The organism is Cellulomonas sp. PS-H5, from assembly GCF_019265565.1.
GTDB lineage: Bacteria > Actinomycetota > Actinomycetes > Actinomycetales > Cellulomonadaceae > Cellulomonas.
On the sequence record NZ_JAHVCI010000026.1, the window covers coordinates 18,655 to 31,823 of the forward strand.

The 13,169-nt window shown below is 77.4% G+C and carries 16 protein-coding genes; 4 read left to right on the plus strand and 12 right to left on the minus strand.

Annotated features, from left to right (window positions below):
• Nucleotides 1–108: 108 nt before the first annotated feature.
• Together J5O08_RS11575 and J5O08_RS11580 are read right to left on the minus strand one after the other, a co-directional pair.
• Nucleotides 109–1,149: a zinc-dependent dehydrogenase gene (locus J5O08_RS11575; protein ID WP_218707024.1), complete on the minus strand. Its 1,041-nt coding sequence runs from the start codon at nucleotides 1,147–1,149 to the stop codon at nucleotides 109–111.
• A 15-nt stretch (nucleotides 1,150–1,164) separates the two neighbouring features.
• The gene (locus J5O08_RS11580; protein WP_218707025.1) at nucleotides 1,165–1,926 is read right to left on the minus strand and encodes a DeoR/GlpR family DNA-binding transcription regulator; all 762 of its coding nucleotides are present in this window, start codon (nucleotides 1,924–1,926) and stop codon (nucleotides 1,165–1,167) included.
• Between the two features lie 260 nt (nucleotides 1,927–2,186).
• Here J5O08_RS11580 and J5O08_RS11585 point away from each other — a divergent pair, with 260 nt between their 5' ends.
• On the plus strand, nucleotides 2,187–2,612 hold the full coding sequence (locus J5O08_RS11585; protein WP_217615419.1) for a transferase: 426 nt from the start codon (nucleotides 2,187–2,189) through the stop codon (nucleotides 2,610–2,612).
• A 60-nt stretch (nucleotides 2,613–2,672) separates the two neighbouring features.
• Here J5O08_RS11585 and J5O08_RS21640 read toward each other — a convergent pair whose 3' ends face one another.
• Nucleotides 2,673–3,506, minus strand: coding sequence for a DUF1684 domain-containing protein (locus tag J5O08_RS21640; protein ID WP_218707026.1), 834 nt, complete (start codon nucleotides 3,504–3,506; stop codon nucleotides 2,673–2,675).
• Between the two features lie 180 nt (nucleotides 3,507–3,686).
• On the opposite strand from J5O08_RS21640, the gene J5O08_RS11595 reads away from it, so the two are divergent.
• Nucleotides 3,687–4,727: an App1 family protein gene (locus tag J5O08_RS11595; RefSeq protein WP_217615417.1), complete on the plus strand. Its 1,041-nt coding sequence runs from the start codon at nucleotides 3,687–3,689 to the stop codon at nucleotides 4,725–4,727.
• Between the two features lie 23 nt (nucleotides 4,728–4,750).
• Here the strand turns inward: J5O08_RS11595 and J5O08_RS11600 are convergent, their stop codons facing one another.
• From J5O08_RS11600 to J5O08_RS11620, 5 genes are read right to left on the minus strand one after another with little or no spacing between them, the layout of a single operon-like run.
• Nucleotides 4,751–6,379, minus strand: coding sequence for an NAD(P)/FAD-dependent oxidoreductase (locus J5O08_RS11600; RefSeq protein ID WP_308281573.1), 1,629 nt, complete (start codon nucleotides 6,377–6,379; stop codon nucleotides 4,751–4,753).
• A 47-nt stretch (nucleotides 6,380–6,426) separates the two neighbouring features.
• A complete protein-coding gene (locus J5O08_RS11605) occupies nucleotides 6,427–7,170 on the minus strand; it encodes an MBL fold metallo-hydrolase (RefSeq protein ID WP_218707027.1) in 744 nt (247 codons plus the stop codon).
• Nucleotides 7,167–7,442, minus strand: a complete 276-nt coding sequence (locus J5O08_RS11610) for a CDGSH iron-sulfur domain-containing protein (protein WP_217615415.1) — start codon at nucleotides 7,440–7,442, stop codon at nucleotides 7,167–7,169. The genes J5O08_RS11605 and J5O08_RS11610 overlap by 4 nt, the downstream gene beginning before the upstream one ends.
• Nucleotides 7,439–8,500, minus strand: a complete 1,062-nt coding sequence (locus J5O08_RS11615; RefSeq protein ID WP_308281574.1) for a glycosyltransferase family 2 protein — start codon at nucleotides 8,498–8,500, stop codon at nucleotides 7,439–7,441. Before J5O08_RS11615 ends, J5O08_RS11610 begins: the two co-directional genes overlap by 4 nt.
• A complete protein-coding gene (locus tag J5O08_RS11620) occupies nucleotides 8,497–9,552 on the minus strand; it encodes an iron-containing redox enzyme family protein (RefSeq protein ID WP_218707028.1) in 1,056 nt (351 codons plus the stop codon). Before J5O08_RS11620 ends, J5O08_RS11615 begins: the two co-directional genes overlap by 4 nt.
• A gap of 318 nt (nucleotides 9,553–9,870) precedes the next feature.
• Here J5O08_RS11620 and J5O08_RS11625 point away from each other — a divergent pair, with 318 nt between their 5' ends.
• On the plus strand, nucleotides 9,871–10,281 hold the full coding sequence (locus tag J5O08_RS11625; protein WP_218707029.1) for a DUF4190 domain-containing protein: 411 nt from the start codon (nucleotides 9,871–9,873) through the stop codon (nucleotides 10,279–10,281).
• Nucleotides 10,282–10,308: 27 nt separating this feature from the next.
• On the opposite strand, the gene J5O08_RS11630 is transcribed toward J5O08_RS11625, so the two are convergent.
• On the minus strand, nucleotides 10,309–10,881 hold the full coding sequence (locus J5O08_RS11630) for a YbaK/EbsC family protein (RefSeq protein WP_218707030.1): 573 nt from the start codon (nucleotides 10,879–10,881) through the stop codon (nucleotides 10,309–10,311).
• A gap of 83 nt (nucleotides 10,882–10,964) precedes the next feature.
• Nucleotides 10,965–11,378 carry a hypothetical protein gene (locus J5O08_RS11635; protein WP_218707031.1) on the minus strand — a complete coding sequence of 138 codons (414 nt, stop codon included), beginning with the start codon at nucleotides 11,376–11,378 and terminating at the stop codon, nucleotides 10,965–10,967.
• Nucleotides 11,379–11,555: 177 nt separating this feature from the next.
• Here J5O08_RS11635 and J5O08_RS11640 point away from each other — a divergent pair, with 177 nt between their 5' ends.
• Nucleotides 11,556–12,026: a GNAT family N-acetyltransferase gene (locus J5O08_RS11640; protein ID WP_218707032.1), complete on the plus strand. Its 471-nt coding sequence runs from the start codon at nucleotides 11,556–11,558 to the stop codon at nucleotides 12,024–12,026.
• A gap of 17 nt (nucleotides 12,027–12,043) precedes the next feature.
• Here J5O08_RS11640 and J5O08_RS11645 read toward each other — a convergent pair whose 3' ends face one another.
• Both J5O08_RS11645 and J5O08_RS11650 read right to left on the minus strand, forming a co-directional pair.
• Entirely contained in the window at nucleotides 12,044–12,346 is a 303-nt protein-coding gene (locus J5O08_RS11645) for a hypothetical protein (protein ID WP_218707033.1), read from the minus strand.
• 71 nt (nucleotides 12,347–12,417) lie between these two features.
• On the minus strand, nucleotides 12,418–12,954 hold the full coding sequence (locus J5O08_RS11650) for a YbhB/YbcL family Raf kinase inhibitor-like protein (RefSeq protein WP_218707034.1): 537 nt from the start codon (nucleotides 12,952–12,954) through the stop codon (nucleotides 12,418–12,420).
• Nucleotides 12,955–13,169 lie beyond the last annotated feature (215 nt).

The window sequence follows — 13,169 nt, forward strand, 5'->3', positions numbered from 1 at the left end:
CACACCTCCCCGTCGCGGGGGGTCGGCCGGGCGCTGCGGCCCGGCGCGGAGAGGATCCTCATTGACCTGCTCCTTCGTGGTGGGTGACGCCTGCCTCGCGGCGGGTCGTCACGGCTCGATGGTGACCTTGATGCCCGCGCCCGTACGGACGACGTCGATGCCCTCGGCGACCTGGTCCAGCGGCAGCCGGTGGGTGATGAGGTCGGCGACGGGGACGCTCCCGTCGGCGATGTGCGCCAGCGCCTGGCGGTTGTGCTCGGGGCTGGACCCGTTCGCCCCGAAGACCGCCAGCTCGCGGTAGTGCACGAGGTTGGAGTCGAAGGTGATCGTCGGCCTGTCCTTGGGCAGGCCGCCGAACAGGCTGAGCCGGCCCTGCGGGGCGAGCATCTGCAGCGCCTGCTCCTGCGCCACGCCCGACGCGGCCGCGGTGATGACCACCGACGGCCCGCGGCCGTCCGTGGCCTCCTTGACGGCCTCGACCGGGTCGACCTCGGCGGCGCAGATCGCGACGTCCGGGTGCACGACGGCGGCGGCGAGGTCGAGGCGCTCGCGGCTGAGCTCGACCAGGATCACCTTCTCGGCCCCGCGGGCCCGGGCGAGCCGGACGTGCAGGCAGCCGATCGGCCCGGAGCCGACGACGACCACGGTGTCGCCCTTGTGCACGTCGATGATCTCCTGGGCGTTGATCGCGCAGGCGAACGGCTCCGCGACGCTCGCCTCGGCGAACGAGACGTTCTCGGGGATCCGGTTGAGGCCGTCGACCTTCAGCACCTCGCGCGCCACGATCATGTACGGCGCGAACCCGCCGTCGAAGTCGTACCCCATCGACACCTGGTTCGGGCAGATGGTCATGGCACCGGCGCGGCAGAACTCGCACTCGCCGCACGGGATCGCGGCGATGACCTGGACCCGGTCGCCCGGAGCCCAGCCCTCGACCCCGGCGCCGACCTCCACGACCTCGCCGGCGATCTCGTGCCCCATGACGCGCGGCGGGCGGATGCGCAGGTGGCCGGAGGTCGAGATCTTCACGTCGGTGCCGCACATCGACGTCGCGCGCACGCGGATCTTGACCTCGCCCTCCTGGGGCGTCGGCTCGGGCGCCTCCTCCAGGCGCACGTCGCCGGGGGCGTAGAAGCGGAAGACCTTCATCTCTCTCCTTGGGGCTCAGGCCCGCACGACGCGCGGGCCGGCGGACTCGATCTCGTCGGCCAGCTCCGGGGCGACGCCGCTGTCGGTGACGACGGCGTCGACCCGGCCGAGCGGCGCCACCACGGCGAGCTCGGTGCGGCCGACCTTGGTGTGGTCCGCGAGCACGACGGTGCGGGCCGCGGCGGCCACGAGCGCGCGCTTCACGGTGGCCTCGGCGAGGTCGGGCGTGGACAGCCCGGCCTCGACGCTCAGCCCGTTGGTGCCGAGGAACGCCACGTCGACCCGGACGTCGGCGAGGGCCCGCTCGGCCCAGGAGCCGACGGCCGCGAGCGTGCGGGGCCGGACGGTGCCGCCGACCAGGTGCAGCGTGACGAGGGGGAGCGCGGCCAGCGCGGTGGCGACCGGCAGCGCGTGCGTGACGACGGTCAGCTCCCGGTCCGCGGGCAGCATCTCCGCCAGCCGCGCCGTCGTGGAGCCGGCGTCGAGGATGACGGACCCGCCCTCGGGCAGCTCGTCGAGGGCCGCCTTCGCGATCCGGTCCTTCTCGGCGCCGAGCTCGTGCTCGCGCTGGGCGAGGGCGGGCTCGTAGCCGAGCCGCTCGACCGGGACCGCACCGCCGTGCACGCGGCGCACCAGGCCCATGCGCTCGAGCGCCGTGAGGTCGCGACGCACGGTCTCCGGCGTCACGTCCATGTCGGCGGCGAGCTGCTGCACCTCGACCCGGCCCGCGGCGCGGGCGGTCGTGAGGATCAGCGTGTGGCGCTCGGGCGGGTACACGACGGCGATGTCCTGTCCTACGGCGTGCGGCCCGGGGAGGCGCCGCGTCGGGCCTCGGTGCCCGGCAGTGCCCACTGTGGCGGAGGGCACACAGGAAAGTCAACAAAAACGGGGGAAGTCAGACCGAAGCAAACATGCATGCGGGGGTAAACGCAGGTCGGACGGGCGGCAGGCGCTCGCCTCGGCGCGTCGACGGAGGTCACGCGCGGGTTCGTGCCGCCGGGAACAAGCCGGGGGCGTCGGGCGTTGGGGAGGGCAGGATGAAGAAGCGATACGAAGACCTCGAGATGCAGGACGGCACGGTCGTGCGCTACCAGCGTCACGGCAACGGCGGCGGGCTCGTCGCCAAGGGGGCCGTCGTGGACGACACGGCGTACGTCGCGGACTCGGCCTGGGTGGACCCGGGCGCCCGCGTGGAGGCGCGCGCCCGGATCGGGCAGCACTGCTGGGTGGAGCCCGGCGCCCGCGTGGAGGTGGCGGCGACCGTCGGGTCGCACGTGCACCTGGCCCGCGGCGCGACCGTCGGCGCTGGCGCCTCGGTGGGCGTGCGCGCCGAGATCGGTGCCGACGCCCGCCTGGAGCCCCGCGCGGTCGTGGAGGCCGAGTCGCGGGTGGAGCCGGGCACCGTCGTGCCGGGCACCGTCGTGCGCGGTGGCCGCCGGCTCGACCGGCACCTGGTCGCCTGACGCCCTGACCTGCCGACCGACGACCCGGCCCGCTGCTGGCGGACCGGGTCGTCGGCGTGCCTAGCGTCCCGCCGGGCGTCGCTCGCCGGCCCGGACGGGGAACGGGAGCGTGTTGCCCGCGGGCGGCAGCGGGCAGGTGCCGTGGTCGCTGAACGCGCACGGGGCGTTCTCGGCGCGGTTGAGGTCGAGCACCACGGTGCCGTCCGGGCGCGGGTCGACGGCGAGCACCCGGAACGCCGCGGTCTCCTGGCCGTTGCTCCCGTCCCGGAACCAGATCGCCGGCTGCCCGCCCCCGGCCACCTGCAGCACGTGCTCGGCGCCGTCGTGCGTGAACCGGACGTGCCCGGCGACGTCCCGGCGGTGCCGCACCCGGCCGGCGACGGAGCCGGTCTCCTCGACCGTCCCCGCGGCGGCCGGCTCGAACGACGCGGTCAGCACCCACGCCGGGTCGTGGTCGAACCGCGGGATGCCGGCGAACCCCGCCAGCGCCGGGGCGTGCGGGTCGCGGACCCGGACGCCGTGGTTCAGGGGCCCGCGGCCCACCGGCTCGAGGCGGCGCGCGCCCGCGCGCAGGTCGCCCGCGGCGCCGCCGGCGGAGGTCCACACGACGGCCGGGGCGGTGAGCGGGTCGCCGTCGAGCGTGAGGGTCTCGGCGGCACCGGTTGCGCCCGGCCCGTCCGGCGCGCCGCCGGCGGGGTCGACGTGGATACCGTCGGCGTCGGCCCACCACCGGCCCGGGAGGTCGCCGTAGGTCGCGGGCGTCGCGGTCAGCCAGTGCAGGGCGGTGAGGCTGAGCCAGCCGAACGGGTCGGCGAGCTCGGCGTCGCGGGCGGCCGCCCAGGCGCGCCAGCCCGCGGGGGCGGTCGGGCGGTCGGTCGGGGTCGTGCGCGTCACGCGGGGGTGCTCCTCGGGGGTCGCCGGGTCCCGGCGACGGTAGTCCCGGACCGCGACGGCGGGCCACCGACGCCCGGGGGCGTGAGACGACGTGACGGCGCCGGGCGGCCGGCGGGCGGTCCGACGGCGGGGCGGGCGGTCGCCGCGCGGGCCCGCCCGGCCGCCGCGATACTGACCGGCATGCCGACGTTCGCCGCGCTCGCCGCCCGCACCGAGGACCGGGTCACCTCCGTGGTCGTCCGCCTGCTCTCCCGCCGCGGGTACACCCCGCGCGTCGTCGCCTACCCGTCGTACGGCACCGTCGACCGGTCCCGGGTGCGCGCGCGGGTGCTGCTCACCGCCCCGGACGCGCCCACGCCCGGCAGCGTCGCCCGGCGCGGCTGGCGCAATCTGCTGTCGGCCGAGCTGCCGGACGCGGAGGTGCACGTGCGCGCGCAGCCCGGCGACGGTCCCGACCTGCTCGTGGCACGGACCGACCGCGGGGGCTACCTCGACGCGTGGCTGGACGTGCCGCTCGAGCCGGGCTGGCAGACGCTCTACCTGTCCGTCGGCGAGGACCGGGACGTCCCGGCGCCGGTGCAGGTCGTCGACCCGGCGGCCACGCACGGCATCGTCAGCGACATCGACGACACGGTGCTCGTCACGATGGTCCCGCGCCCGCACCTCGCCGCCTGGAACTTCCTCGTGCGCTCGGAGGCGCGCCGCAAGCCGGTGCCCGGGATGCCCGAGCTGTACGGGCGGCTCACCGCCACGCACCCCGACGCCCCGGTGTTCTACCTGTCGACCGGCGCCTGGAACACGGCGAGCGCCCTGTCCCGGTTCCTGCACCGCGTCGGGCTGCCGCAGGGGTCGCTGCTGCTCACCGACCTCGGGCCGACCGGCGCCGCGCTCATGCGGTCGGGCCGCGAGCACAAGGCCGCGACGCTGCGCCGGCTCGCCGAGGAGCTCCCCGGCGTGCGGTGGATCCTGGTCGGCGACGACGGGCAGCACGACCCGCAGGTCTACGAGACGTTCGCCGCCGAGAACCCCGGCCGGGTCGCGGCGATCGCGGTGCGCGAGCTGTCGGTCGGCGAGCAGGTGGCGCAGAACGGCCTGCCGGGCCCCACACCGGCCACGCGGCGCGCGGTGGACGAGCTGGAGCGGTCGTCCGTGGTCACCGTGCACGCGGCGGACGGGCGGGCGCTCGCGGACCGGCTGGCCGAGGCGGGCGTCATCGGCTGACGGCGCCGCGGCGCGGCGGCGCGTCAGGGGGCGTCGGACCGCCCGAACACCTGGCGCAGGGCGCGTCGCGCCGCGTACCAGCCGGACAGGCCGTGCACGCCCGGCCCCGGCGGCGCCGACGCCGAGCACAGGTAGACGCCGGGGGCGCCGCTGTCGAAGGGGTCGAGCCGCGGCGTCGGGCGGGTGAACATCCCGACGAGCGAGATCGCCCCGCCGGAGATGTCGCCGCCGACCAGGTTCGCGTCGTGCTCCGCGAGCCGCGCCGCGGGGATGCCCTGCGCGGCGACGACGGTGTCCCGGAACCCCGGCGCGAACCGCTCGACCTGCCGGATCACCGTCTCGGTCGGGTCGACGTCGGACCCGGCGGGCACGTGCGCGTACGCCCACACCGGCCGGACGCCGCGGGACACCCGGCCGTGGTCGAGCGCCGCCGGGTCGGACAGCAGGGTGAGCGGCTGCTCCGCGTGCCGGCCGCGGCCGACGGCGCGCTCGGCGGCGACGACCTGGTCCCGGTTCCCGCCGAGGTGCACGGTGCCGGCGCGGTGCACCTCGGGGTGCGCCCACGGGATCGGCCCGTCGACGACCAGGTCGACCTTGGCCGCGGCGTTCCCGTACCGGAACCCGGCGTACGCCCGGACCAGGTGCGGCGGCATGGCGTCGCCGAACACCTGCGCCACGAGCCGCGGCCCGGTGTCGAACAGGTAGGTCCGGGCGGGCGGCAGGTCGGCGCGCCGGGCGACCGGGTGGCCCGTGACGACCCGGCCACCGAGCCGCACGAGGTCCGCGAGCAGCGCGTCCACGATCGCCTGCGAGCCGCCGCGCACCACCGGCCAGCCGTGCCCCGCGTGTGCCAGGGTCGTGAGCAGCACGGCCGTGCCCGCCGCGGCGAGCGACGGCAGCGGCGTGATGGCGTGGCCGGCGACGCCCGTGAGCAGCGCCGCGCCCTCCTCGGTGCGCAGCGCGGACGGCACCACCGACTGGCCGTTGCGCAGCACCGCGAGCGCGAACCGGGCCGCCGTCACCGCGGACCGGGGCGTCGCGCCCGCGGGCACGCTGCGGTGGTCGCCGAGCGCCAGCGCGACGACGTCCTCCCACTGGTCGGCGAGCGGGCCGAAGGTGGCCCGCCAGGCGGCGCCGTCCGCGCCGAGGCCGTCGGCGGTGCGGTCGAGGTCGCGGTACGCGATCGCTGCCCGGCCGCCGTCCAGGGGCTGCGCGAACGAGGCGGTCGGCGTCAGCAGGTCCAGGCGCTCGTGGAGCCGGAGCGACCGGAAGAACGGCGACGCCCAGGCCATGGGGTGCACGGCCGAGCAGATGTCGTGGACCACGCCGGGAGCGAGCCCGAGGTCGAGCGTCCGGGAGCCGCCGCCGACGGTGTCCTGCGCCTCCAGGACGACGACCTCCAGCCCCGCGCGGGCGAGGGTGACCGCGGCGGCGAGGCCGTTCGGCCCGGCCCCGACCACGACGGCGTCGACCTCGCGGGCGCCGGGGCGGACCCCGGCCGCGCGGACGCGGGGTGCGGCGGTCCGGCCGAGAGAGGGGACCGCGCCGGTGCGCCGGCCGCGGCGGGCGCCGTGCCGCGCCGGGCGCGCGGCGTCGCCGTCGGGTCGGTCGCGGTCGGGGCGGTCGGGGCGGTCGGCGGAGGACGAGGTCACGCCCTCGACCGTAGGCGGGATGCCTCGCGTCCGCACCGGCTCCGCGGTCAGGCCCGCCCGGCGGCGCGGGCGAGCCGCACGGCCTCCGCGGCCCCGCCGGTCCAGGGCTCGCCGTGGCCCGGCAGCACGACGTCCGCGCCGGTGGCCGCGAGCGCGTCCAGCGAGGCGAGGTTGAGCGCGCTGTCGGCCGTCGCCGCGCCGGCGACGATCCGCGGCCCCGTGCGGCCGGTGTACGGGTCGAGGGTCACGAGGGCGTCGCCGGACAGCAGCACGCCGCGGTCGGGCAGGTGCAGCGCGACGTGCCCGTCGGTGTGCCCCGGGCAGGCGACGACCTCGGGACGGCCGGGCACCTTCAGCCGCGTGCCGGGCACGAGCGACCGGACGACCGTCACGCCGCGCACCCGGGCGGCTCCGGCCGCGACCATCGCCCCCAGGATCGGCACCGCCCGCGGGTGCCGGATCGGGTAGACGGCGCGCGGGTTCTCGTGCGCGTACCGGTACGGGTGCGCCGCGAGCCGCGCGTCGGCCGGGTGCACCCAGACGTCGGTGTGCAGCTCGCGCATCGCCCGGCGGGCGAAGCCGACGTGGTCGAAGTGCGCGTGGGTGAGCACCACCGCGCGGACGTCCGCCGGCGTCCGGTCGACGGCCGCCAGCAGCCGGGGCAGCGCCCGCCACATCCGGGGGAGCCCCGCGTCGACGAGCGTCGCTCCGCGGTCGTCGGCGATCACGTAGCAGCTGACGTACGCGTGCTCCAGGCGGGCGACGCCCGGCGCGGGGACGGAGATCCTCACGACGCGCCCCGTGCCGGCGTCGCGTCGGCTCCGGGCGCCGGCACCGGCTCGGGCGGTCGCGGCACCTCGTCGTCGGTGCGGAAGCCGATCGCCTTGTGCGACCCGTCGCAGAACGGCTTGATCCCCGAGGCGCCGCAGCGGCACAGCGCCACGGTCGCGCGCCGCCGGGGGACGACCCGGCCCGCGGCGTCGCGGATCTCGACGTCGCCGCGCACCAGGATCGGTCCGTCGGGGCAGGGGGTGAGGACGACCGGGGCGGGGTCGGTGGTCATGCGGTCTCCAGGGCGTGTCGTGGTGCGGGGGCGGGACGGCCGGGGGTCGGGCCGTCGGTGGCTGCGGGTGCCGCGTGGCGGCCGGGGCCTGCCCCCGCGCGGGTGCGGAGCTCGTGCAGCGGCGTCGCGGCGCGTGGCAGCCGCGAGCCGCCGTAGGGCGCACCCCCCGTGGCGCGCAGGACGAGAGCGAGCCAGGCGCAGACGCCGCGCTCCAGGAGCCACGCCGGGGCGAGCAGGTCGGCGCTCGCGGGGAACCGGGTGGCGCCGCCGGCGCGGCGCCGGCCCACCTCGGCGAGCGCGCACGCCGCGCCGGCCAGGGCGAGCAGGGCCCGAGGGTGGCGGCGCGCCGCCAGGACGACCGCCGGGAGCACCGCCAGCTCGGCCGCGTACCGGCCCGGCTGGGCGAGGCTGTCGTAGGCCTGGCGCGGCCGCTGGCCGAGGAAGTGCGCCGTCGTGGGCGGCCGCCGCGGGACGTACAGGTCGTCGGCGCGACGGACGACGCCGCCGCGGGCCCGCGCGGTGCGCAGCAGCTCGAGGTTCTCGAACAGCACGTCGCCGTCGTAGCCCTCGGGCCCGAGCGCGGAGCGGCGCAGCGCGATCGTGCCGGGGTAGTCGCCGCCGGCCGCCCGGTTGACGAGGCTGCGGGCGGTGTCCCAGCGGGCGTGCCAGGGCAGGGGGGAGAACACGTTCTGCGGGCGGACCACGTCGGCGTCCGCGAGCCGGTCGAGCACCGCCGCGAGCGTGGGCAGGTCGTACCGGACGTCGTCGTCGGCCAGCACGACGCGGTCGGCGCGCGCCAGCCGCAGGCCGGTCACGACCCCGGCCACCTTGCCGTTCCTGCCGGGGTGCGGGTCCGGCCGGACGTGCCGGACCGCGGCCGGGAACGCCCGGGCGTGCGCCGCGAACCGCCCGTCGTCCGACCCGTCGACGACCGTCACGGGCAGCCAGCCGACGAGTCGGTCCAGGTAGGCGGCCAGGTCGGGCAGATCGCGGTCGTCCGTCCAGCGCAGCGGGAGGACGTACTCCGCATCCGGCAGGGCCGGGCCGTCCGTGGTCACGCCGCGCTCCCCACCGCCAGCGGTCGGCGCAGCGAGGACTCGCCGGCGGTCCAGCGCTCGATCTGGTGCCGCCCCACCCGGCCGTCGACCGCCAGGCACGCCGCCGCGCCGAACAGCACGTCGTCCCGGAGCGTCGGCTGCTGCTCGACGAGGCCCCCGGCCAGGTCGCGGCCGGCGATCTGCTCGTGCACCGCGTCCGCCTCGACGTGCTCGTCGAAGTACCAGGTGACGTCCGCGTCGTACCCGTGCCGGCGGAATCCGTTGCCGTACAGCCGGTTGGGCTGCGAGGAGGTCATCTCGAACGCCGCGAGGTGCCCGACGACGCAGCCGCGCAGCCGCCGGTGCAGGCCGAACAGGCTCATCATGTTCACCGAGGCGAGGGTGATCGCCGGGACGTCGTCGACGTACCGGCCGTAGGTGTCGTCCAGCCCGAGGCCGCGCATCGTGCGGGCGAACAGCGCCGCGTGCATCCGCTCCGGCCGGCCGCCGCCGTACTCGTCGGCCTGGATCTCCACCAGCGCCGCCTTGGGCACGCCGAGCAGCCGCGGGATGGCCCACGTGTGCGGGTCCGCCTCCTTGAGCTGGTAGACCGACCGCTGGACGAGCATCTCGCGCAGCTGGTCGTCGGTCGCCTTGCGCGCGACGTACGCGGACAGGCTCGGGCCGTCGTCGCGGCCGGTCAGGTCGAACAGCGCGCGGGCGACGGCCGCCGCCACGCCCTCACGCTCCGTGTTCGTCTCCAGCTCGGCCACCAGGTCCGCGGGCACCACGACGTCCCGGCGGAGCTGCGCCTCGAACGCGTCCTCGAGCGCGGCGCGGGCGCGCAGCAGGGTCGGGTCCCACTCCAGCCGGTCGTCGACGCCGTCCAGGCCCTGGTGGTGCAGCTCGTACAGCGCCGTGAGCGTGATCTGCACGTCCTCGTCGGTCAGCAGGTCCGGCGACGCCGCGGCCGCGCGGGCGGCCTCGTCCGGGAGCGCGGGGTCCGCCTCGCCGGTGGTGAGGGCGTGCAGGACCCGCTCGCTGAGCGGGCCACGGGGCGACGGTGCGCGCATGTGGGGTCCCTGGTCTGGGCGTGCCGCGCGACGGGCGCGGCGGTTCGCCCCCCGGCTGCTCGAGGGACCGGCTCGGGGGCGGCGGGCGTGGAGCGCCGGTCCCCGTGCTGGTCACGCTAGCCGCGGGGGCGGGGGTGCGCGCGGCGAGCGCCCGGCCGGCCCGGGCTGGTCTGCGGTGCAGGTCAGCGGGGTGCGGCGAGCGTGAGGACGCCCCGCGCTGCGTAGGTGGTCGGGCGGGCTGGGTGCTGTCGCCGGGTCCCTAGCGTCGGGAGGGCCGCCGCGCTCCCGCGCGGCCCGCTCCCGAGGAGGGTGACGCCCATGTCCGACGACGGCCACGGTCCGCAGCAGGCTCCCGGGGCGGCGCCCCCCGTACCGGGCCCGGTGGCGCCGCCCCCGCCGCGCGACCCGGACGGCGACGGGGTCTCGCTCGCGGCGTTCATCACCGGCCTGCTCTCGCTCGGCCCCGTGCCGCTCGTGCTCGGGATCGTGGGCTACGAGCGCTCCCGGCGCCGCGGGGGCCGCGCGCCCTGGATGGCGATCACGGGCATCGTGCTCGGGGCGGTCTCCACGGTCGGGATGCTCCTGCTGGGGCCGCTCATCGCGTTCTCGCTCCTCGTGGTGGGCCACGTCGCGAGCATCGACGACGGGTACCGGTCCGGCGGCTCGTGGTCGCTGACCTGGGAGGACCCGCGCGGCCACCGCACCGGGAACGGCGACCCGAGCCCCTGAGGCCCCGGCGGGCGGCGTCGCGGCGCGTCAGGCCAGGGCCAGGCCCTCGACCACCTCGACGCCCGGCATGGTCGCCAGCAGCGCCCCCGGCAGGGCGATCTTCGACCTGCGCAGCCCCGACCCGATGATCACGGTGCCGCCCGCGTCCGGGTCGGCCGCCGCAACACCCGCGTCCAGCAGGACCCGGTAGCCCGTCGGCAGGCCGATCGGCGTGATGCCGCCGTACTCCATGCCGGACTCCTCGACGGCCCGGTCCATCGGCAGGAACGACGCCTTGCGCACGTCGAGCAGCCGCTTGACCGCGTTGTTCACGTCGGCCCGGGTGGTCGCCCGGACGACGGCCGCGGCGACCCGCTCGTCGCCGGCGCGCCGGCCGGACACCAGCACGCAGTTCGCCGAGACCGCGAGCGGCAGGTCGTAGGCCTCGGTCATGGCGGCGGTGTCGGCGAGCTCCGGGTCGATCTCGGTCACCTGCACGGCGTCGGCCACCTCGGGCGCCACCGCGGCCCAGCCGGACAGCGCGGCGGCCGTCGGCTCGGCGAGCAGGTCCAGGCGGTCCACGGCGCGCGACCAGGTCAGGGATCCGAGCGTGAGCGTCATGGCCGCAGGCTACCGACGGACCGAGCGGGTCGCCGAGCGGTCCGTCGGGCGCCCCGGTGCGTCGCTCGGCGACGGTCGGGCTCTCAGCCCCAGCGGACGTCGAGCCGGACGTCCCGGGCGTCGCGGAAGTCCACGCGCAGCCGGGTGCGCGTGCCGGGCTCGAACCCGTGCGTGTCGACGGGACCGTCGAACCCGCCGCTCAGGTCCACGGACCGCGTCGTGCCCTCCTGGCTCAGGAGGAGCACGACCCGCCCGCTGCTGCTCGTGCTGGTGACCCGGAGCGCCGCCAGCCGGCCGGCGTCGAGGGACGCGTCGACGCGGCAGTGCCCGTCGATCCGGTGCGCGGTGGTGCGCCAGGTCGTCCCCCGGACGAGGGACACGCACCCCGACATGGCTCCGCTCTTCACCACGACGCCGCCGCGGCTGAGCAGCAGCGCCACGACGACTGCCACCGCGAGCAGGGCGAGAGCCCCGGCCACGTACCCCGAGCTGCCCACGACGTCCTCCCGGTGCTGCGCCGACCCTGGCGATCCGGTGCATCGTGGCGCGGGACCTGCGCGGGTGAGTGGGACCGACGGCCCACGCACGGGACCGGGCGTCGGCCCTGGGCGCTGGGTGCGACCTGGGCCTGGTGGCGGTGCGGCCGGTGCGCACCCCTGCAGCGGGCGGGCAGGATGGCGGGCGTGACCGACGCCGCCGCGCCCGCCGACCCGTTCGCCGCCGACCCGTACGTGCTCGTGCCGACCGCCCCGCCGCTCGACGAGTACCTGCGGCTGCGCCGGGAGTCGGGCCTGACCCCGAAGTCCCCGGAGCAGGGCGCGGGGGCGCTCGCGGGCAGCTGGTCGTGGTGCCACGCGCGCACCGCGGAGGGCCGGGTCGTCGCGATGGGGCGGGTCGTCGGCGACGGCGGCTGGTACTTCCTCGTCGCGGACATGGCCACCGATCCCGGGCACCAGCGGCAGGGGCTCGGACGGCGGGTGCTGACCCGGCTGCTCGACGACGTCCGGGCGCGGGCGCCGCGCGGGGCGTACATCACGCTCGTGGCCGACCCGCCGGGACGGGCGCTGTACGAGTCGCTCGGGTTCCGGGACGTGGCGCCCGGGGCGACCGGGATGGTGCTGGACCTCGGGGCGAGCACCGCCTGAGGGCCGGTGCGGGCTGCTCAGCGTCGGCGACGGGGGCGCAGGTCGCGGCGGGGGAGTCGGTCCGGCCGGTTCCGGTCGTCCAGGCCCCACAGGGCGTGCGGGAGCTCGCCGCGCCGGCGGTGCCCGCGGTCGTGGACCCCCATGCCGGCGATCTCGAGCACCAGGCCGGCAAGGGCCAGCAGCAGCCACCAGCCGTTCCCGTCGAACGGCCCACCTTCGGTCGCGGCGCTCCATGTCCACAAGGCGACCCCGGTCAGCCCGGCGGCCGCGCCGGCGACGATCATCGACGCCGAGAGCGGCGTCCGGAACGGGGAGCTCACGCGACCGTGGTAGCAGCGGCGCGCCGGGTCCGCCACCGCTCAGGCGGCGGACCCGGCGCACCTGGTCCCCGTCAGCGCTGGTACGTCGGGGCGATCAGCGCGCGGCCGATCGTGTGGAACAGCGCCGTGAACGCCACGGCCGTCGGCGTCGCGTCCGGGGTCACGTCGAGGTGGTCGACGTCGAGCGCGTGCACCGCGAAGACGTACCGGTGCGGCCGGTCCCCGGGCGGCGGCGCGGCGCCGGTGTAGCCGGTGGAGCCCCCGTCGTTGCGGACCTGGAACGCGCCCTCGGGCAGCAGGTCGCCCGCCGCGGAGCCGGCGCCGCGGGGGAGCGACGTGGTGCTCACGGGGACGTCCACGACCGTCCAGTGCCAGAAGCCGGCCGGGGTCGGCGCGTCCGGGTCGAAGCAGCTCACGACGAACGAGCGGGTGCCCTCGGGAAAGCCCGACCACTCGAGCGCGGGGGACAGGTCCTCGCCGTCGGCCGCGAAGGTGGCGGGCAGCGGCTCGCCGTGCGCGACGTCGGCGCTCGCGAGGTCGAAGTCCGGGACGGACGGCAGCAGGGCGTAGGGCTCGGGGGCGACGGGACGGGTCAGCGAGACGACCATGGTCCTCCTCCTGGTGGGCGCGCCGGGGCGCCCGGACGGGTGTGCCTGTCCCGTCATCATGCCCCCGGTCCCGGGCGCGCGCAGGTGGTCCCGGCGACCCGCCGGAGACGCGCCGGGTCGTGGTCCCCAGGGCGGGTGACGCCGGATTGACGCGTGCCGGAGTGTCAGCGTCTACTGGCACAATCGAACACGTGTTCGAACGAGTGTCCGGCGGT